The 20187-nt window shown below is 61.5% G+C and carries 17 protein-coding genes and 1 pseudogene; 6 read left to right on the forward strand and 12 right to left on the reverse strand.

Annotated elements, in window-relative coordinates; translation table 11 throughout:
* Nucleotides 1-87: 87 nt before the first annotated feature.
* The 7 genes from AC1RT4_RS00005 to AC1RT4_RS00035 all read right to left on the reverse strand — a co-directional run bounded on the left by AC1RT4_RS00005 (nucleotide 88) and on the right by AC1RT4_RS00035 (nucleotide 9857).
* On the reverse strand, nucleotides 88-1593 hold the full coding sequence (locus AC1RT4_RS00005; protein ID WP_493082723.1) for a sensor domain-containing diguanylate cyclase: 1506 nt from the start codon (nucleotides 1591-1593) through the stop codon (nucleotides 88-90).
* 108 nt (nucleotides 1594-1701) lie between these two features.
* Nucleotides 1702-3018, reverse strand: a complete 1317-nt coding sequence (locus AC1RT4_RS00010) for an OprD family porin (RefSeq protein ID WP_493082725.1) — start codon at nucleotides 3016-3018, stop codon at nucleotides 1702-1704.
* A gap of 197 nt (nucleotides 3019-3215) precedes the next feature.
* Nucleotides 3216-3437 (reverse strand): hypothetical protein, encoded by a 222-nt coding sequence (locus tag AC1RT4_RS00015; RefSeq protein ID WP_493082727.1) that lies wholly within the window; start codon nucleotides 3435-3437, stop codon nucleotides 3216-3218.
* Between the two features lie 121 nt (nucleotides 3438-3558).
* Entirely contained in the window at nucleotides 3559-4923 is a 1365-nt protein-coding gene (locus tag AC1RT4_RS00020) for a heavy metal sensor histidine kinase (RefSeq protein ID WP_493082729.1), read from the reverse strand.
* The gene (locus tag AC1RT4_RS00025; RefSeq protein ID WP_003228008.1) at nucleotides 4913-5590 is read right to left on the reverse strand and encodes a heavy metal response regulator transcription factor; all 678 of its coding nucleotides are present in this window, start codon (nucleotides 5588-5590) and stop codon (nucleotides 4913-4915) included. Before AC1RT4_RS00025 ends, AC1RT4_RS00020 begins: the two co-directional genes overlap by 11 nt.
* An 8-nt stretch (nucleotides 5591-5598) precedes the next feature.
* Nucleotides 5599-8700, reverse strand: a complete 3102-nt coding sequence (locus tag AC1RT4_RS00030) for a multidrug efflux RND transporter permease subunit (RefSeq protein ID WP_085606911.1) — start codon at nucleotides 8698-8700, stop codon at nucleotides 5599-5601.
* Nucleotides 8697-9857 carry an efflux RND transporter periplasmic adaptor subunit gene (locus AC1RT4_RS00035; protein ID WP_493082732.1) on the reverse strand — a complete coding sequence of 387 codons (1161 nt, stop codon included), beginning with the start codon at nucleotides 9855-9857 and terminating at the stop codon, nucleotides 8697-8699. Before AC1RT4_RS00035 ends, AC1RT4_RS00030 begins: the two co-directional genes overlap by 4 nt.
* 758 nt (nucleotides 9858-10615) lie before the next feature.
* Here AC1RT4_RS00035 and AC1RT4_RS00040 point away from each other — a divergent pair.
* The 3 genes and pseudogenes from AC1RT4_RS00040 (at nucleotide 10616) to AC1RT4_RS00050 (ending at nucleotide 12580) form a co-directional block, all read left to right on the forward strand.
* Nucleotides 10616-10843 carry a hypothetical protein gene (locus AC1RT4_RS00040; RefSeq protein ID WP_039765632.1) on the forward strand — a complete coding sequence of 76 codons (228 nt, stop codon included), beginning with the start codon at nucleotides 10616-10618 and terminating at the stop codon, nucleotides 10841-10843.
* Between the two features lie 147 nt (nucleotides 10844-10990).
* Nucleotides 10991-11272: pseudogene (locus AC1RT4_RS00045) on the forward strand (PAS domain-containing protein); the annotation flags it as partial.
* A 243-nt stretch (nucleotides 11273-11515) separates the two neighbouring features.
* Complete coding sequence (locus AC1RT4_RS00050; protein WP_493084390.1) at nucleotides 11516-12580, forward strand: methyl-accepting chemotaxis protein; 1065 nt, start codon at nucleotides 11516-11518, stop codon at nucleotides 12578-12580.
* Here AC1RT4_RS00050 and AC1RT4_RS00055 read toward each other — a convergent pair.
* The 5 genes from AC1RT4_RS00055 to norR all read right to left on the reverse strand — a co-directional run bounded on the left by AC1RT4_RS00055 (nucleotide 12577) and on the right by norR (nucleotide 16860).
* On the reverse strand, nucleotides 12577-13326 hold the full coding sequence (locus AC1RT4_RS00055; protein WP_493082735.1) for a YkgJ family cysteine cluster protein: 750 nt from the start codon (nucleotides 13324-13326) through the stop codon (nucleotides 12577-12579). The two genes, AC1RT4_RS00050 and AC1RT4_RS00055, sit on opposite strands and share 4 nt — an antisense overlap.
* 87 nt (nucleotides 13327-13413) lie before the next feature.
* Complete coding sequence (locus AC1RT4_RS00060) at nucleotides 13414-13731, reverse strand: hypothetical protein (RefSeq protein ID WP_493082737.1); 318 nt, start codon at nucleotides 13729-13731, stop codon at nucleotides 13414-13416.
* Nucleotides 13732-13793: 62 nt separating this feature from the next.
* Nucleotides 13794-14252 (reverse strand): GNAT family N-acetyltransferase, encoded by a 459-nt coding sequence (locus tag AC1RT4_RS00065; RefSeq protein WP_493084392.1) that lies wholly within the window; start codon nucleotides 14250-14252, stop codon nucleotides 13794-13796.
* Between the two features lie 27 nt (nucleotides 14253-14279).
* Nucleotides 14280-15182 (reverse strand): chemotaxis protein CheV, encoded by a 903-nt coding sequence (locus AC1RT4_RS00070; RefSeq protein WP_179693799.1) that lies wholly within the window; start codon nucleotides 15180-15182, stop codon nucleotides 14280-14282.
* A gap of 124 nt (nucleotides 15183-15306) precedes the next feature.
* A complete protein-coding gene (gene norR, locus AC1RT4_RS00075) occupies nucleotides 15307-16860 on the reverse strand; it encodes a nitric oxide reductase transcriptional regulator NorR (RefSeq protein WP_493082739.1) in 1554 nt (517 codons plus the stop codon).
* Nucleotides 16861-17023: 163 nt separating this feature from the next.
* Here norR and hmpA point away from each other — a divergent pair, with 163 nt between their 5' ends.
* The 3 genes from hmpA (at nucleotide 17024) to AC1RT4_RS00090 (ending at nucleotide 19458) form a co-directional block, all read left to right on the forward strand.
* Nucleotides 17024-18205 (forward strand): NO-inducible flavohemoprotein, encoded by a 1182-nt coding sequence (gene hmpA, locus AC1RT4_RS00080; RefSeq protein WP_007956728.1) that lies wholly within the window; start codon nucleotides 17024-17026, stop codon nucleotides 18203-18205.
* 157 nt (nucleotides 18206-18362) lie between these two features.
* A complete protein-coding gene (locus AC1RT4_RS00085) occupies nucleotides 18363-18923 on the forward strand; it encodes an ester cyclase (protein ID WP_493082742.1) in 561 nt (186 codons plus the stop codon).
* 25 nt (nucleotides 18924-18948) lie between these two features.
* Nucleotides 18949-19458 (forward strand): disulfide bond formation protein B, encoded by a 510-nt coding sequence (locus AC1RT4_RS00090; RefSeq protein ID WP_007956723.1) that lies wholly within the window; start codon nucleotides 18949-18951, stop codon nucleotides 19456-19458.
* Nucleotides 19459-20187 lie beyond the last annotated feature (729 nt).

The raw sequence follows: 20187 nt of genomic DNA on the forward strand, positions 1-20187 counted from the left end.
ACGGTTACCGGGATAGCGAATTCTTTTTCATGAAGATCAAGAGCGTCTTTCCCGGTAATCCGTGAAGAACCTTTTTTATGCCTGTTCTCAGGCCACGACGACCCGGTTTCGCCCACCTTCCTTGGCCTGGTACAACGCCCTGTCCGCCGCGAACAACAGCTGCTCCAGGCTGATCTCGCTCGTTGCCGTCCAGGTGCTGATGCCGATACTTACGGTCATCGGTGACTGGTCTTCATTGAAGCTTGGCAGTTGTTCCACCGCTGCGCGAATGTGCTCGGCGATCTGCTGCGCCCCGACGCTGTCGGTTTCCGCGAGGATCACCGAAAACTCCTCACCACCATAACGCGCCACCAGATCCGCCGGACGCCGCACGTTGGCGGTAATCACCCTCGCCAGCTCACGCAACGCCTGATCCCCGCCCTGATGCCCGTGCCGGTCGTTGAAGGCCTTGAAGTGGTCGGCGTCGATCATCAGCAATGACAGCGGCTTGCCCGAGCGCTGGGCGCGGAACCACTCGTGGCGTAGCGACTGATCGAGCATCCGCCGGTTGGCGACCCCGGTCAGTGCATCGGTCGCCGCCAGTTGCGCCAGTTCGCGCTCGGCCCGCTGGCGCAGGCGCAGCTCCCGGGCCAGCAGCCAGGTCAGCCACAGCAGCCCGGCACACAGCACGCCGGTGGCGCCGCTGATCAGGATCGCCGTGCGTCGCCACGCGCCGAACACTTCCTCGCTGGACAGGGCAACGATCACCGTCAGCGGCAGATTGCCGACCCGCGAATAGGTGTACAGCCGTTGCTGATAATCCATGCTCGAAATGCTGTTGAAACTGCCATTGCCGTTGTTGTCGCGCAGGATCCGCACCACATTGGGCCGGGCGGCAAAGCTCTTGCCGATCGAATCGCTCTGCAGATAAGGCTTCTGTGCCAGCAGGATGCCGTCGTTGTTGATGATGTTGAGGGTGCTGTCGATGCCGATGTCGAGACTGTTGAACAGCTGATCGAAGTAATCGAGTTTCATCGACGCCACGGCCACGCCCAGGAATTCGCCGGTTTCCGAAGAGATGCGCCGGCTGAAACTGATCCGCCACTGGTTCGCGTCATCGCAGTCGCAGCGGGGTTTGAACGGACGGCTGATGAACATGCCGGTGTCGCGCTTGAAGGCGTGGGCGAGGAAGTAGTCGCGGTCGGCGAAGTTGCCCGGCAGCGGATCGACCCGCGAGGAGTCGGCAATCACGTCGCCATACTTGTCGAGCAACAGGATGTCGCCCTTGAAACGCGCGGTGGTGGAACGATCGAACAGCGCCAGATGGCGGATCTGCGGCGACACGTCTTTCAGGTCGTCACGCTGCGCGGCGGCGATCAGCCCTTGCAGTGTCAGGTCATACAGCTCGACGGTACGCAGCACGTCGGCGTCGATCAACTGGGCGATGGTGGTGGCGCCGCGGGTGGCCGATTCCTGAGCGTTGGCGTGTTCGCGGATCAGCAGGAACGTGACGATGCACACAATCGCGATCACGCTCAGCAGGCTGCCGAGGATCAGCAGCAGCTCGGAGCGTCCGGTCGTGCCGGGAACGGTAGGGGTGCGGCTCGCGATCATGGTTCGGTTTCGGTAAGGGATTCTTGTAAGCGTAGTTGTACCCGCTTCGCTGCCACAGGCAAGAAAAAGGCCAGCGCATCAGGCTGGCCTTTTACTGTAGCGCCGATCTTAGAAGACGTTGATCGGGTAGTCGATGATCACACGGTATTCATCTGTGTCCGTATCCAGCGCGCCGTAACCGTTGCCGCCACGGTTGGTCGCCCATTGCAGGCGTACCGCCAGGTCTTTGGCCTGGCCGCTTTGCACCACGTACTTGAGGTCGATGTCGCGCTCCCAGTGCTTGGCGTTGCGGCCTTCGGCGCTGTACCACGAGGCGTAGCCCTTGCTGTCCGGATCGACCTTGGTCAGGTCCAGCGTGCCGCGCGAGTAGGACAGCGACGAGGTCAGGCCCGGCAGGCCGACGCCGGCGAAGTCGTAGGCGTACTTGAGTTTCCACGAGCGCTCGTTCGGGCCGTTGAAGTCCGAGTACTGCTGCGAGTTGTCGAGGTAAACGCTGTCACCCTGGCTGATGTAATCGAACGGCGTGTTGCCGTTGACCCGCTGATACGCGGCGGTAACGCTGTGGCTGCCGATCCCCACGGTGAAATGCAGGCTGTAGGTGTTGTTGTCGATGTTGCCCAGCAGCGCGTCGCCGGTGTCCTGCGTGTGATAGAAGTGCAGGCCCGGGTTGAGGGTCACCTGATCGTTCAGCGCCCAGGTGTAGTCGAGGTCGTAGTAGTACTGGTTCCAGATGTCTTTCAGTTCGGAGGCATAGAGACTGCTGGTCAGGCCTTCGACGCCGCTAAAGGCCACGCCGGCCCAGTTCAGGTGCTGGCTCTTGTCGCCGTCGGCGAGGGTGCCGTAAGAGGTGCCGATGCGTTTGTGGCCGCTCTGGTTGTAGGGCTTGGTGAAACTGGCCTGGCCGCCTTCGATCATCCAGCCGTCGAAGCTGTGATTGGTCAGGCTGAGGCCGCGAAAGGTCTGCGGCAGCATGCGCGTCTCGCCACCGGCGATCACCGGGTTGGCGAGGAACAGGTCGCCGGCCTTCAGCTCGGTATCGAACGCTCGCATTTTCAAGGTGCCGCCCGCCGTGGAGAACGAGCCCGGCGCTTTGCCGTTGCCGTCGCTGACCGGCAGGATGCTGGAGTTGTCGGTGCCGCCACCGCCGTCGAGTTTCAGACCGAGCATGGCGTGGGCATCAATGCCGAAACCGACCGTGCCTTCGGTGTAGCCCGACTCGAATTTGCCGAGGAAACCCTGGCCCCACTCGATGTTGTCATCCGTCTGCTGCAGACGGTTGCGGTTCATGTAGTAGTTGCGGGCGTTGAGGTTGAGGCTCGAGCCTTCGACGAATCCTTGTTGCCCGGCTTCGGCAGCGTGGGCGGCGGGGGCAATCGTTGCGGCAATTGCAATGAACAGCGGGGTGAAGCGAACTGGGTAACGCACGTGCGGTAAAGCTCCTTGGGGTCAACTGACACTTCAATGTCTTGAGGTGCGGGATGTTTCTAATTGTTAAAGACGAACCGGACAGCTTACAGACCACAACGAAAAAAGGCCGCTGAAAATCAGCGGCCTGCAAGGACGACGGTTGAACGGGAAGAGCCAAACAACCGCGTCGAGGGAAACGTTGTGCGGTGCGCGACTCAGCTGTCTTTCTCTGAAGCCTGAGTCCGGGAAGTTGCGGCCTGAGGGGCTTGCGTGGCGTCTTGAGCCTTGGCCATCACTTCTGCCTGATGCTGTTCGAATGCGTGAGCGCGAGCGGCGTTTTGCGCTACGAACGTCTGGGATTCTTCAGCCATCGCCATCGGCGACAGGATCAATGAGGACAAAACGAAAGCGCTGGCAATACCCATACTGTTGGACATCTTGAAAACCTTCTTGCTTGGCAAGTGCTGTTTGGTGCGGGCAAAGATAAGGTTGCCGGGCGTTGGGAAACAGCGTGATTTTCATAAATGACTGTTGCGGGAATGGCAATAATCCCGGTCCTCAGACCGGCAAATGAATCCCGAAGGTGTTCATTCCGCGATCACTGCGCACGAACACGTCGCCGCCGTGCATCAGCGCAATCGCCTTGACGATCGCCAGCCCCAACCCGTGATTGTTGCCGCTGTTGCTGCGCGACGCATCGACTCGGTAAAAACGCTCGAACAACCGAGGCAAATGCTCGCTGGCAATCGGCGAGCCGGGGTTGGCCACACCGATACTCACCTGATGCTCCTCAACCGCGATCTGCACTTCGATCACCTGACCGGGCGCAGTGTGTTGTACCGCGTTGCTCAGCAGATTGATCAAGGCCCGGCGCAGATGAGCGATCTCTATCTGCACCTGCGCATCGCCGCTTACCCGAACCTGGACTTGCGCATCTTCGAGGATGAAGTCGAGGTATTCGAGGGTAGTCGCCACTTCATCGGCCAACGAAGTCGAGGTCAGTTTGGTGGCCTTGCTGCCCTGATCGGCGCTGGCCAGGAACAGCATGTCGTTGATGATCGAACGCAGGCGTTCCAGTTCTTCGAGGTTGGATTGCAGCACTTCGAAATAATGCTCGGCAGAGCGCCCGCGAGTCAGTGCGACCTGGGTCTGGCCGATCAGGTTGGTCAACGGCGAGCGCAGTTCATGGGCGACGTCGGCGTTGAAGGATTCCAGCCGTGAATAGGCTTGTTCGACCCGCTCCAGTGTCGAGTTGAACGAGTCGACAAACTGCTCGAGCTCCGGCGGCAGTGGCGACAGACGCAAGCGTCCGGCCCGTAACGGCGGCGCCAGACGCTGGGCTTCGTGGGACAGTTTGATCAGCGGCTTGAGGCCGATCCGCGCCACCCAGTAACCCAAGGCCGATGCCAGCAGCACGCCGATCACCGCCAGACTCACCAGCGCGATCAGCAACTGATGCTGGGTCTGGTGAAAGGTCTCGGTATCGATGCCGATCATGAAGCGCAGCGGCGGGCGCTGATCCTTGGCCGGCAGTTCAGTCAGCAGTACTTTCAGCGGGTAAGGGTGGTTGGGCAATTGCAGGTCGCGCATGCCCAGCGGGCCTTGGGCAAACGCGCGGATCAAGGCATCCGGCTCGCCGAACTCGTAGCCCGGATTGCCGCTGACCACCCAGAAGCGGATGCGCTTGTCTTCTTCGCCGAGCAGCTTGAGCTTGGCGTTGATCTTCACCCAATGCTCCGGTGTGCCATATCGGTTGAGCGCGGATTCGAGCACGCTATAACGCGCATCCAGTTCCGCTTCCGGCAGCAGGCCGAGGCCTTTGTCCACTTGTTGATACAGCGCGCCGCCGATCAACAGGAACACCAGCAGCGCCACCAGCGTGAACATCCCGCTCAGGCGCAGGGCGATGGAATTACTGGACACCACGGCTCTCCAGCACATAACCCATGCCGCGGATGGTGTGCAGCAGTTTCTCGTCGAACGGCCCGTCGAGCTTGGCCCGCAGGCGCTTGATGGCGACCTCGACCACGTTGGCGTCGCTGTCGAAATTGATGTCCCAGACCATCTCGGCAATCGCGGTTTTCGAGAGGATTTCGCCCTGACGCCGGGCCAGCACGCTGAGCAGTGAAAACTCCTTCGCCGTCAGATCCAGCCGGGTGCCGGCGCGGGTGGCCTTGCGGCTGATCAGGTCGATCCACAGGTCGGCGATGCTCACTTGTACCGGTTCATGGCCCCCGCTGCGCCGGGTCAGCGCCTGCAGGCGCGCCACCAGTTCGAGAAAGGAAAACGGTTTGCCGAGGTAATCGTCGGCGCCATCGCGCAGGCCTCGGATCCGGTCTTCGACCCGCTCGCGGGCGGTGAGCATGATCACCGGCGTCTGCTTGCGCGCACGCAATGCGCGCAATACGCCGAAGCCGTCGAGGCCTGGCAGCATCACGTCGAGGACGATCACCGCGTAGTCGCTTTCCAGCGCCAGATGCAGGCCCTCGACGCCGTCGCGGGCCAGATCCACGGTGTAACCCTGTTCCGTCAGGCCGCGGTGCAGGTAGTCCGCGGTTTTCTCTTCGTCTTCGATAATCAGAACGCGCATGACCCGCCTCAGTCTGTCGTTGCCAGCGCCGCGATGGGCGCAGGTTTGGGCTTGTGGAATAGCCGCTCAAGCCACAAGTATATGACCGGCGTGGTGAACAGCGTCAGCATCTGGCTGACCAGCAGGCCGCCCACAACCGCTATCCCCAATGGTTGGCGCAGTTCGGCGCCGGTGCCGTAACCGAGCATCAGCGGCAGGGCGCCGAGCAGGGCGGCGAGGGTGGTCATGATGATCGGCCGGAACCGCGTGATACACGCTTCGAAAATCGCATCCTGCGGCGACAGCCCGCGATGACGCTGCGCTTCAAGGGCGAAGTCGATCATCAGGATGCCGTTCTTCTTCACGATACCGATCAGCAGTACCAGCCCGATCAGCGCCATGATCGAAAAGTCCTGGCCGCAGATCCACAGCATGATCACCGCGCCGAGACCCGCCGCCGGCAAGGTCGAAATGATCGTCAGCGGATGGACGAAGCTCTCGTAGAGCACGCCAAGGATGATGTACACCGCCACCAGCGCCGCGAGAATCAGCCACGGCTGACTTTTCAGCGAACTCTGGAACGCCTGGGCCGCGCCCTGGAAGTTTCCGCTGATCGCGGTCGGCATGCCGATCTCGGCCTTGGCCTGATTGAGCAGAATCACCGCGTCGCCCAGAGCCACACCGGGCGCCAGGTTGAACGACAGGTTGGCAGCCGGGAACATGCCGTCGTGGGCGATGGACAGCGGGCCGATGGTCGGCGCGTCGAATCGGGCCAGCGCCGACAGCGGCACCATTTCTCCGCTCAGCGGTGAGCGCAGGTAGAAATAGTTGAGGCTTTCGGCCTTGCCGCGCTGTTTGGTGTCCAGCTCCAGAATCACGTTGTACTGGTTGACCTGGGTCTGGAACTCATTGATCTGCCGCTGGCCGAAGGCGTCGTACAGCGCCTCGTCGACATCGCTCGCCGTCAGACCGAATCGCGCGGCGGCGCTGCGGTCGATGCTGATGTGGGTGATGCTGCCGCCCAGTTGCAGGTCGTTGGAAATGTCACGGAACGCCGGGATGCTGCGCAGTTTTTCGGTGAGTTTCTGGGTCCAGGTGGCGAGGGTCGGCCCGTCGTTGCTCTTGAGCACGTATTGATACTGTGCACGGCTCGGGCCGGAGCTGAGGTTGATGTCCTGGCCGGCGCGCAGGTAAAGCACGATGCCTGGGACTTTCATCAGTTGCGGACGGATGCGGTCGATGAACTGGCTGGCCGAGACATCGCGGTCACCGCGCTTTTTCAGGGCGATCCAGAAGCGGCCGTTGGCGATGGTCTGGTTGCTGCCGGACACGCCCACCGAATGGGAAAACGCCTGCACTGCCGGGTCGGCGGCAACGATTTCGGCCATTGCCAGGTGTTTTTTCACCATGTCGCTGTAGGAGATGTCCGCAGCGGCTTCGGTGGTGCCGAGGACGAAACCGGTGTCCTGCACCGGAAAGAAACCCTTGGGGATAAACACGTAGCCGCCAATCGCCAGCGCGACGGAAATGCCGAACACGCCGATCATCAGTTTCTGGTGGGCGAGAGCGCGGCGCAGGCCTTTTTCGTACCAGCCGAGCAGGCGTTCGCTGAAGCCCGGTTTGTCATGGGCGTGATGCACCGGTTTGCGCATGAACAGCGCTGCCAGCGTCGGCGCCAACGTCAGGGATACCACCACGGAAATCATGATGGTCGAGGTGGCCGTCAGGGCGAATTCCTTGAACAAACGCCCGACCACGCCGCCCATGAACAGCAGCGGAATGAACGCTGCCACCAGCGAGAAACTGATCGAGACCACGGTGAAGCCGATCTCGCCGGCACCCTTGATCGCGGCGTCGCGCATGCTGTCGCCGGCCTCCAGATGGCGGTGGATGTTTTCCACCACCACGATCGCATCGTCGACCACGAATCCCACCGCCACCACGATGGCCACCAGCGTCAGGTTGTTCAGACTGAAGCCGAGTAAATACATCAACGCGAAACTGGCGGTCAGCGATACGCCGAGCACCGCCGAGACAATCATCGTTGCCGACAGCTGGCGCAGGAACAGCGCCATCACTGCCACCACCAGCAGGATCGCGATCAGCAGGGTGATTTCCACTTCATGCAGCGAGGCGCGGATGGTCTGGGTGCGGTCGATCAGGGTTTTGACCTGTACCGAGGCCGGCAGCATGGCTTCGAGACCGGGCAGGGCGGCCTGAATCCGGTCCACGGTTTCGACGATGTTGGCGCCGGGCTGGCGGGAGATCACCAGGTTCACGCCCGGCCGATCACCGGCCCAGGCTTGCACGTAGGCATCTTCCGAACCGTTGACGACTTTGGCGACATCCTTGAGGTGAACCGGGGCGCCGTCCTTGTAGGAAACGATGAGCTGGCTGTATTCCTCGGGGTGGAACAACTGGTCGTTGGTCGACAGCGTGGAAATGCTCGAATCGCCGTACAAAGCACCCTTGGCGAGGTTGAGGCTGGTCTGCTGGATCGCCACACGAATGTCGGCGAGGGTCAGGCCGATAGCCGCCAGTTTGTCCGCCGAAGCCTGCACGCGGATTGCCGGACGTTGCTGACCGGTGATGTTGATCTGGCCTACGCCGTCGATCTGACTGATCTGACGCGCGAGCAGGGTTTCCACAAGGTCGCTGAGCTCGGTGCCGGGCATCTGCGTGGAGCTGACGCTGAGGATCAGCACCGGGCTGTCGGCCGGGTTGACCTTCTTCCAGGTCGGCAGGGTCGGCATGTCTTTCGGCAGTTTGCCGGCGGCGGTGTTGATCGCGGCCTGCACTTCCTGGGCGGCGGTGTCGATGCTCTTGTCGAGGGTGAATTGCAGGGTCAGCAGACTGGAGCCCAGCGCACTGCTGGAGGTCATCTGGGTCATGCCGGGGATGGCGCTGAATTGCACCTCCAGCGGCGTGGCCACGGACGAAGCCATGGTGTCCGGGCTGGCGCCGGGCAACTGTGCGGAAACTTGAATCGTAGGAAATTCCGCTTCCGGCAGCGGGGCAATCGGCAGGCGCGGGAAGGCAATCACCCCGACCAGCACCAGCGCGATGGTCAGCAGAATCGTCGCCACCGGGTGATCGATGCACCAGGTCGAAACGCCTTTGTGCTGCTTCATGGCTTGGGCTCCGCTTGCACCACCTGCGGCGGTTCGCTCATGACCTGCACGGTCGAACCGGGCTTGAGCCGCGACTGGCCGTCACTGACCAGTACGTCGCCGGGTTTCACGCCCTTGATGATGTCCTGACCGCTGCCCTGATAAACCATCTGCACCTGCACCGCTTCAACCTTGTCGCCGTTGACCCGGTACACGAAGTGTTGATCGAGGCCGCGTTGTACGACGGTAGGCGGGACCACCAGCGCATCTTTATCCAGTGCCGTCTGAATCTTTACCGTCACCAGCAGGCCCGGCCAGAGCTTCTGGTTGGGGTTGTCGAACTCGGCCTTGGCGCGGATGGTGCCGGTGTTGGCGTTGATCTGGTTGTCGATCAGGGTCAGGTGACCTTCGCCGAGCAGGTTGCCGGTTTCGCCGTCGGTGTCGGCGCCGATGTAGGCCTTGACCTGCGCGCGCTGCGGGTCGCTGATCAGGCCTTGCAGGGTCGGCAGCATTTGTTGGGGCAGGGAGAACTCGACGGCGATCGGGTCGATCTGGGTCACGGTGAACAGACCCTGGGTGTCGGTCATGCGCAGGAAGTTGCCTTCGTCGACCGTGCGAATCCCGACGCGGCCGGTGACCGGGGAGCGAATCTGGGTGTAGGAAAGCTGTACCTGTGCCGCGTCAATCGAAGCCTGATTGCCCTGGGCGGTGGCCTTGAGCTGGTTGACCAGTGCCTGTTGCTGGTCGTAGGTCTGCTTAGACACGCCGTCGTCGACGCTGAGCAGTTTGTAGCGTTTGAGGTTGACCAGGGCGACTTGCAGTTGTGCCTGGCTTTCGCCCAGTTGTGCCCGGGCCTGGTCGAGGCTGGCGCGGATCGAGCGGTCGTCGATGGTGGCGAGCAGGTCGCCTTGCTTCACCAGTTGGCCCTCTTTGACCAAAAGCTTGGTGAGGATGCCGTCGATTTGTGGGCGTACCACGACGCTGTGCAGTGAGAGGACCGAGCCGATGCCGCTGGTGTAGCGGGGGACGTCTTTTTCGCTGACGGCGACGACCCTGACTGGGATTGCAGTCGGGGCAGCGAGTTTGGCCGGTGCGGGTTTTATCGCATACCACAGGCCGGCGGCTGCGAGGGCGATCAGCAGGGTGGCGAGCAGGGCCTTTTTCTTCTGGGTTTGCATGCTTGTGGGGCGCCAGGGGGACGGGGTTTGGGCAGGTTGGTTCTTTATAAACTTGTTTGGGGGTCAGGAGGGTGACGGCTAGCTGACGGCGCTGTCAGTTTCGGCTTTTGACTTGGCGGCCTTTGGGCCGGCCATGCTTTGGGTGTTCTTTGTGAATATCCGTTTCTTCGGGTGTTGCCACTGGCGGTTCCGCTCTTACAGCGGCTCACTTTTCCAAACGCCGAAAAGTAAGCAAAAGGCTTGGCCCCTGCGTTCGGCGCCTCGCTGTGGCTCGGCGTTCCTTCGTTCCGGGATTCATCCGGGGGCATCGCCTACGGTTTGCTTCGCTGCACCTCCTCTCGATGCATGCGGCTGCGCCGCACGGTCGCTGCGCTCCCACCCCCGGATAAATCCCTCCACTCAGCCTTCCGATGGGGCCGGCACGTCAAAAGCGGTACTCGAGCTAACGCTCATTGTGTTGAGTGGTGAAGAGCGTGCGGTTGGCTTTTGATTTTTGTTGATCGTTCCCACGCTCCGCGTGGGAATGCCGCCCGGGACGCTCCGCGTTCCATTTTCGGATGTTTGAAAATGTGTGGGGTGTACTGTTTGTTGCTGTAGTGCTTTTGGGGTGATCGGGAGAGGTGATCCGTTAGTCGACCTGTCCCAAAAAGGCACTGGTCGTATCCTTTTTGGGACTCTTTAAACTCCGCTCACGCAGGTATACTGCGCGCCTTCGCGGCTCATCCACCGGGCCGGACTTTTTGCTTCCCGGAGCTTTCATGACTTCCCCAATCGACAACGCTGTGAGCGATGTCCCGGCAGAGCTGGCCGAGGCCGGTGAATCCAAGCCGACCATTCCTGCGTTCAAGTTTCCGTTCAAGCCAGGTGAGCTGGCGGCTGCCAAAGCGGCCAAGCAGCCGCAGTTCAAGGGCAAGGACGGTGATCGTCACGCCAAGATTCCGGGTGTGGCGCCTTCGGGTACTCGCCGTTCGATGGGCAAGCGCTGATTCATTCCCGCCTCGGCCGTCGCTGTGATTTTCGGTCACAGTGATGGCTAATTGCTCAGTTCCTGAGCCAGATCAACGTTTAACCAGTTAGTGCGCTTAGAGTCAGCAGCCCTGCCGACTCTTTCCAATAAAACGAGCGCGCTTTCCATGAAGATCAATCTCCCGGTGACCGGGCGCAATGTCGATGTTGCGCCGGATGCAAACATTCTCTCGACCACCGATCTGACCAGCGCGATCACCTACGCCAACGACGATTTCATCAAGATCAGCGGTTACAGCCGCGACGAGCTGCTGGGTGCGCCGCACAATTTGCTGCGCCATCCGGACATGCCGGCGCAGGCGTTTGCCCATATGTGGCGGACGCTCAAGCGCGGGCGGTCGTGGATGGGGCTGGTGAAGAATCGTTGCAAGAACGGTGATCACTACTGGGTCAGTGCCTATGTCACGCCGGTCACGCAGAACGGTGCGGCGGTGGAGTATCAGTCGGTGCGTACGCGGCCGGATGCGCGGCAGATTGCGGCGGCGGAGCGGGCCTATGCGCAGTTGCGCGAGGGGCGGGTGGCGCGGTGGCAGTGGCTGCCGGTGTTGGGTTTGCGGGCGCGGATCGTGGCGTTGACCAGTTCGGTGCTGGCGGTGGTGCTGGGGATTGAAGCCTGGCTGCGGCCGGAGTCCATGGGCATCGAAGCCGCTGCGCTGGTGGCCGGCAGTGGCGCCTGTGCGCTGGGCGTGAGTTGGTTACTGCGGCCGCTGGAGCGTCTGACCGAGCGTGCGCGGGCGATTGCCGACAACCCGTTGAGTCAGGGCATTTATACCGGGCGGCGGGATCAGTTCGGGCAGATCGAGTTTGCGTTGCAGATGCTCGAAGCGCAGGTCGGCGCGGTGGTGGGGCGGATCGGTGATGCCTCGCAGCGATTGGCCGGACATGCGGCGCAGCTTGTGGATCATTTGCACAGCAGTCACACCAGCACGCTGGCGCAGCAGGCGGAAACCGATCAGGTGGCGGCGGCGATTCATCAGATGGCGGCCAGTGTGGCCGAGGTCGCCAGCCATGCGCAGCAGGCGTCGGTGGCGGCCGATATGGCGGGGACGGAAACCCGTGAGGGACATCTGCTGGTCGGCGAGAGTCGCAGTGCGGTGTTGCGGCTGGCCGAGGAGTTGGGCCGGGCGACCGAGGTGATTCATCAGCTCGAAGGCCACAGCAGCGAGATTTCCGGGGTGCTCGAGGTGATTCGCAGCATTGCCGAGCAGACCAATCTGCTGGCGCTCAATGCGGCGATCGAAGCGGCGCGGGCCGGGGATGCCGGGCGCGGGTTTGCGGTGGTGGCCGATGAGGTGCGGGGGCTGGCCCAGCGCACCCAGCAGTCGACCAATGAGATTCAGCGGATGATCAGCACCCTGCAAAACGGCGCGCGGGATGCGGTGCTGGTGATGCAGCAGAGCAGCGAGCATGTGGATAACAGCGTCGAACAGGCCCAGCGTGCGGCCCGAGCGTTGGACGGGATCAGCGGGCGGGTCGAGCAGATTACCGAGATGAGTCTGCAGATTGCGGCAGCGGTTGAAGAACAGAGCGCGGTGAGCGAGGACATCAACCGCAACATCGTCAGTATTCGCACGGCGTGTGAGTTGACGGTGGATGAGGGGCGCCAGAGCCAGCTCAACTCACAGGATGTGGCGGGGCTGGCGGGGGATTTGCGTTCGCTGGCGCGGGAATTCTGGGGCCGGCGGCAGGGTGCTTAGGCCGCTCGCAACGAAATGAACGCGTAAGTCTGCGGCGGTTCGGACACCACTTGTGCCCCGGCCGCCCGTACTTGCCCGGCGATGTCGTCGCCGGAGACATGGAACAACCATTCGCTGGAAACTTCGCTCAATGGTTGCGCCGTGACCTGATCGATCACCGAGGCAAACGCACCCATGTCCGGCAGGTACGCGGTAAAGCCGTCGCCCTTGAGCGCGGTGGTGCGGATGCCGAGCAAGCCGCAAATCGCATCCTTGATCCGGATGTCATCGCGATCCGCCTGGCGCGAGCGCTGGATCAGCGTCACCAGTTCCTGATCCACCAGTTCATTACCGACGATCAGTTGCGCCCCTTGCTCCCAGGACTCCGGCGGGCAGTCCTTGGCCGCAGGGTTCAGCGGGATGTGCGGATTGATTTCGGCGGGATAGATGCGGCACACCAGCGGTCGGCGTTCGTAGATGCGGCACAGCTTGTCTTCGTCAAGATTCCGGCAGGGGCCAACATTGTAGGCGGCGAAGGTGATTGCCACATGGGCGTCGGACATTCCGCTGCGCACCACCGCCGAACGCCGCTGTGCGTGTTCACGCTGCTGTTCCGGCAGGCCCAGGCCGTTGGCGAGAAACGCCTCCACCAGCACGATCACCTGACCGCCGTCGGCCGCCCACATGCGAGCTTCGGCCAGGGTCAGGGGCACGTGGTGATCGGTGCAGCATTTGCCGCAGCCTACGCAGGAAAAGGTCGTGTTCATTGAGCAGGCAATCTTCAATCAGGGTGTGAATCGGCGACATAAAGCCGCCGTACAGGCCCGGAGTGAAGCAAGTTGTGCGCCATTCGCTCAGGGTTTGGCGGTCGGGCGGATCGAGTCCCATTCGGTGACGAACGCGGTTTTCGACTTTTTGCTGTACAGGCACAGCTCGGTGCCTTGCTGGCCCTTCATGTGTTTTTGCGGGTACTGGCCTTGCAGCAACAGCGCGGTGTAGCCGACGCGGTCATCGAATTGCGCGGCGTTGCCGACCGGTTTGGCGTTTTTCAGGCCGCTGGCCTTGGTGCAATTGGCGAGCACGGTTTTGTCGTAGGCCGCCCAGGCGTCGGGGCTGGAGGCGTGGGCCAACGGGGCGATGAGGCAAAGCACGGAGAGGGCGAGGCGTTTCATGGTTCGGGCATCCTTGGAGGGTTGATCGCCAAGGTTGGAGTATGCCGCAGGATTTTAGTTTTTCAGTCCGGCACCCATTCCCGGCGAACCACATACATTCCAGACATTTCGTACAAGCGCTGCGCTCGCCGGTTGTCTTCCAGCACCTTCAGGTCGACAAATCCTTCGCGTCGATCCTGAAACACCTTGAACGCATGAAGCAGCAACGCCCGACCCAATCCACGGCCCTGGGCGCGAGGATGCACCACCAGGTTCTTGATGTAGGAACTGGTCCAGCACTGCACCACACCAATGACGCCGTCGGCATCGCTGGCGATGAAGCACAGTGCCGGATCGTATTCCGGATCGTTCTCGAACTGCTGTTGCCAGGCGTCCAGCGCCGGCACCCGACCACCGCCTTCGCGGTAGCCGATTTGCATCAGTTCATGCACGGCGGATGCGCGTTCGGCGCTGTAGGTCGTGAGTTCGATGCCGTTCGGCCATTCGATGGCCGGCACGTCCTGGCTCAGGTCGCGCCGCATCAGGAAGCAGAACGTCTCGCTCAAGACTCAGTAACCCTGGGAGGCGACGTGTTTGGCCGCTTCGATCAGGCAGTGGGTCAGCTCCGGCGAGGAGAATTTGGTCAGCACACCGTTGGCGCCGGCGAGGCGGGCCTTTTCGCTGTTCATCGCACTGTCGAGCGAAGTGTGCAGCAGCACGTAGAGGTGGGCGAAGTCCGGGGTCTCGCGCAGGGTGCGGGTGAAGGCGTAGCCGTCCATCTCGGACATTTCGATGTCGGAGACGATCAGGTTGATCTGCTGCGCCGTGCCTTGCAGGTCCAGCAGGCAGTCGATGGCTTCCTTGGCGCTGCGGGCGGTGTGGCATTGCAGGCCGAGGTTGCGCAGGGTGTGCACCGATTGCTGCAACGCCACCTGGCTGTCGTCGACCACCAGAATCCGCGCGTTGCCCAAGACTTCGGCGTCTTCCATGCTCAGCTCGGTCGGGGCCATTTCGATCTGCGCCGGGGCGATGCCGTGGATGACTTTTTCTATATCCAGCACTTGCACTAACGTGCCGTCGACCGAGGTCACGCCGGTGATGTAGGCGCGCGAACCGCCGGAACCGAACGGCGGCGGTTTGATGTCGGTGGTCAGGCAATGCACGATCTTGCTCACCGCCTGCACATGCAGGCCCTGTTTCGAACGGCTGACGTCGGTGACGATCAGGCAGCCGCCGTTCGGGTCTTCCAGCGGCCGCTCGCCGATGGCGCGGCTCAGGTCGATCACCGACAACGAAGCACCGCGCAAAGTGGCGATGCCTTTGACGTGCGGGTGCGACTCCGGCAGCTTGGTCAGCGGCGGGCAGGGGATGATTTCACTGACCTTCAGCAGGTTGATCGCCATCAGCTTGCCGCTGCGCAAGGTAAACAGCAGAAGCGAAAGTGAATCTGCGCGGGCTTTGTTGGAAGACATAAAAACCTTCTGTGGAAAAAGGTGAGCGGCGATCACACGGATCGCCAGCAGGTATCGATGCCGGGTTATCGACTTGTAACCGGCAGGCTTTAGAGATTCTGGCGCCAATCCGACGGCGGGACTTTTATTTCATTCCCAAGCGCTTGGCCATCCGCGCCAGATTCGCCCGATCCAGTCCCAATTCACGCGCGGCACTGGCCCAGTTGTCCTGATTGCGCTCAAGCGCGGCACTGATCAACTGCCGCTGATACTGCTCGGTGGCTGTACGCAGGTCGCCGCTGATCAATGGCATCGCGGCAGTCGCTTCTGCCGGCGCCGGCGAGTTATCCACAATTTCGCGCGGCAGATCGAGGTCCATCGCGCTCAGGCTGAGAATCTTCGGCCGCACCTTGCAGTTGCCCAGCGCCTTCAGCGCACTGCGTCCGATCAAGTGTTCCAGTTCCCGCACATTGCCCGGCCAGGTGTAGGCCAGAAGCGCCTCTTGGGCGTCGCTGTTCAGGCGCAGGCTGTTGAGGCCCATGCGCGAACGGTTCTGTTCCAGGAAATACCCGCTGAGCAGCAGCACATCGCGACCCCGGTCACGCAGCGCCGGCACCCGCAACGGGTAGACGCTGAGGCGATGGTAGAAGTCGGCACGGTAACGGCCGCTGCGCACTTCTTCGGCCAGGTCGCGGTTGGTCGCGGCGATCAGGCGCACGTCGACCTGATGCTCCTTGTCCGAACCCAGACGCTGTAACTGGCCACTTTGCAAAACCCGTAACAGCTTGGCCTGGACGGTGAGCGACAACTCGCCGACTTCATCGAGAAACAGCGTGCCGCCATTGGCCAGTTCGAACTTGCCGCGCCGGTCGCTGGTGGCGCCAGTGAAGGCGCCGCGCACGTGGCCGAACAGTTCGCTTTCCACCAGCGTGTCCGGCAGGGCCGCGCAGTTGAGGCTGATGATCGGTTTGTCGGCGCGCTTGGAAGCGGCGTGAATGGCTTGGGCCACCAGTTCCTTGCCGACCCCGGTTTCGCCGGTGATCAGCACGGTGAGGTCGCTGCCGCCGACCAGATTGATCTCTTCCACCAACCGTTTATGCGCCTTGCTCTGGCCGATCATTTCGCGGTTCTGCTGGCCGCTGGCCTGACGATAGACCTCGGCGCGCTGGTGTTCGTCCTCGGCGCGGATGGCCAGGCGTTCGATGCGTTCGGCGGCATTCACAGTGGCCGATGCGAGACTGGCGAAGGCTTGCAGGGCGTCGAGCTCGATCGGTTCGAAACGCTCGGGATCGAGGGCGTCGAGGGTGATCAGGCCCCAGAGTTTTTCATCGACGAACAACGGGCAACCGAGGCAATCGTGAACTTCGAGGTGATCGTCGAGGCCGTCGACCAGCCCGTCATACGGATCGGGCAGATCGCTGTCGGCGGCGAAACGGGTTGGTCCTTCGCCGGCCAGCAGCACTTCAAATCGCGGGTGCTCGCTGACCTTGAAGCGTCGACCAAGAGTGTCGGTGCTCAAGCCATCCACCGCCAGCGGCACCAGCCACTCATCGTCTAGGCGCAGCAGTGCGGCGGCATCGCAGGGCAGCAGGGCGCGCATGGCTTCGAGCAGGCGCCGGTAGCGCTCGCCTTCAGGCAGTTCGCGGGACAGGTCGGAGACCAGTGGGAGCAGGGCGGTGAGCAATGATTTGGCGGACATAGGCTTGTAGTCAAAGAGACACGTTGTAGTCGAAGCGACTATAGAGGTGCTTGTGTCGATCTGACTACATAATTTTCAAGCTATTGATTTATATGGAAAAAATTGTTGGCATGATTACTGGAGTGGATAAGGCACTTTTAGAGAAAGCTCAGGAGTCACCCTTATGCTTAGCGTCCAGGATCGTGCCATCGTCAAATCCACTGTGCCTCTGCTGGAAAGCGGCGGTGAAGCGCTGATCACCCATTTCTACCGCATGATGCTCTCCGAGTACCCGGAGGTCCGCCCGCTGTTCAACCAGGCCCACCAGGCCAGCGGTGACCAGCCCCGCGCCCTGGCCAACGGCGTGTTGATGTACGCCCGTCACATCGATCAACTCGACCAGTTGGGCGATCTGGTGGCGAAGATCATTAACAAGCACGTGGCCCTGCAGATCCTGCCGGAACACTACCCGATCGTTGGAACCTGCCTGTTGCGCGCGATCTCCGAAGTGCTCGGCGAAGAGATCGCCACGCCGGAAGTGATGAGCGCCTGGGGCGCAGCCTACGGTCAGTTGGCCGAAATCCTGATCGGCGCCGAAACCGCCATTTATGACCAGAAAGAGCAAGCCGTCGGCGGCTGGCGCGGGGCGCGGGAGTTCATCGTCGCGGCCAAGGTCGAGGAGAGCGCGGAAATCATTTCGTTCTACTTCGAGCCGGCGGACAAGGGCCCGATCCTCGCAGCCGAGCCAGGCCAGTACATCGGCATGAAGCTGATCCTCGACGGCGAAGAAATCCGCCGCAACTACTCACTGTCAGCGCTGGCCAACAAAGGCCAGTACCGCATCAGCGTCAAACGCGAACCGGGCGGCCGCGCCTCCAATTACCTGCACGATCAACTGCACGTCGGCGCCAGCATTCAGCTGTTCCCGCCATCGGGCGAATTCACCCTGACTGCCAGCGACAAACCGCTGGTGCTGATCAGCGGCGGCGTCGGCATCACTCCGACGCTGGCGATGCTGGAAGCGGCGCTGGAAACCGAGCGTCCGGTGTACTTCATCCACAGTGCGCGCAATGGCAGCGTGCATGCGTTTCGTGACTGGATCGATGGTCTGGCCGCACGTCATCCGCAGCTCAAGCGCTTTTATTGCTACGCCGAAGATGACGGCGTGAGCCCGGCGGCGGATAAGGTCGGGTTGTTGAGTGAAGAGCAACTGGGCGAGTGGCTGCCGGCGGAGCGTGATGTGGACGCTTACTTCCTCGGGCCGAAAGGTTTCATGGGGGCGATCAAGCGTCATCTGAAGGCGTTGGGTGTGCCGGAGAAGCAGAGCCGTTATGAGTTCTTCGGGCCGGCTGCTGCTTTGGAATAAGCCTCATGAGCGACCCGATTCAATCGGGTCGCTTCTTTTTGAGCTGTTCTGATTCTTAAAAAGTGTTTAAAGGTTAATCGTTTCTTAACCGGTTTATCGTTTATTCCCCGATGCTGATGATAGGCGCTCGTTCGTTTACATGATCAGGATCGCCCCCATGTCGCACTTCGCCTCTTCCCGTCGTTTCAGTCTGGCCTCGTTGGGCCTGTCGGTTGCCTTGCTGTCCAGTCCGTTTGCCTTCGCCGAATCCGCCTTGATCGAACCCCAGACCCTGATCGTCGATCAGAGCCTGCCCAAGGCCCAGCGTGATGCGATGGAGTTGGCGGCGCGGCGTTACGGCAGTTTTTGGAACACGGGTGAAGAGGCGTTGGCCACCGCCGCCCTGTCGCCGCAGTTCGTCGACAAAACCCCGCCGGAAGGTCGGGTGCAGGGGCCGACCGGGCCGTTGCTGGCGTCGAAGTTCTTTCGCACGGCGGTGCCGGACTTGAGTTGCGAGATCGAACAAATGATCGTCGCCGGGGATCGCGTGGTGGTGCATCTGCACTTTCGCGGGCATTTCACCGGCACGTTCAAGGCTCTCAAAGGGCAGGGCCAGCGTGTAGACTTCCGGGCAACCGATATCTATCAGATCGACAACGGTCGCATCGCGGCCAATTGGCATATCGAAGACAACATCAGCCTGATGGCGCAACTGCAAGCGCAGCCGCCGGCCAGCTGAACCATGGACATGAAAGGGAAACGCGATGAGCGAGGAAACGATTCGATTGGGACGTGAGCGGCGCTATCTGGTGTTGCTGGGCATCATCTGCCTGGCGCTGATCGGCGGCGCGCTGTACATGCAGATCGTGCTGGGCGAGGCACCGTGCCCGCTGTGCATCCTGCAGCGTTATGCGTTGCTGCTGATCGCGCTGTTCGCGTTCATCGGCGCGGCCATGCGCACCCGGCGCAGCATCACGGTGTTCGAGGTGCTGGTGGTGATTTGTGCCATCGCCGGGGCCGGTGTCGCCGGGCATCACGTGTACACCCAGTTCTATCCGGCGGTGAGCTGCGGCATCGATGTGTTGCAGCCGATCGTCGATGACCTGCCGCTGGCGAAGATCTTCCCGCTGGGCTTCCAGGTCGACGGTTTCTGCTCGACGCCGTACCCGCCGATCCTCGGCCTGTCGCTGGCGCAATGGGCACTGGTGGCCTTCGTGCTGGTGGTGATCCTGGTGCCGCTGCTCACCTCGCGTAACCGAAAAGCGTTGCGCTGAATCAACTTTTCGGCGCCTGCGCCGATAAAACAAACGCCTCGATTTGCGGTGACGCAGATCGAGGCGTTTTGCATTTCAGGGTCTGTGTGAAAACACCGTGACGAACGGCAAGGAAGGGTGCGACAGGTGTGCGACATGTTGTCACACAGGCCGTGTCGCAGCGCGTTTCACCGGCCCGGATTGGAGTGCTGTTACAAAAAAGGATTGGTCTGTTTCAGCGTTTGTCGGTTTTTGCACGGGTGTACCGGATCAGGCAGTTTTAACAGACTCCGGCAGATGGCCAAAAGCCTTGGCATATCGGGCTTTGCGCGGATCGCGCCGTGGGAAAAAGCCCTCGGAGCTGTCTGAACTGAGGCCGATAGACCTACATTTTTTGGTGTTTTTGTTGAGAATCGATTTCGATAACATGCGGAACTTTTGCAAAAACGGTGATGGATTGTTGCTCAGAGCGATAAAAATTATTTCGGGATAAGACATGGTGTATAGGGCGCTACCTATCTACAATCGCCCGCACTGAATTCCCGGCACTGTTCAGCCTTTATTAAGGAGGCGAGCAGGAAGTCGGGTGTCGAGCAGTCGAGAGGCTTGCGAGACACCCAGGTGTCGGTGCCTTCCAACTTTCCGCACCAAATGGAATTGGTCTGTAACAAGGCCTTTGACCACGAATTCGAATAAGAACTGACCGCTGTCCCAGGTTTTGTCGAGCGTCTGACGCGCGACGGGCGGCCC

Source organism: Pseudomonas sp. GW821-FHT11D10, assembly GCF_058808435.1.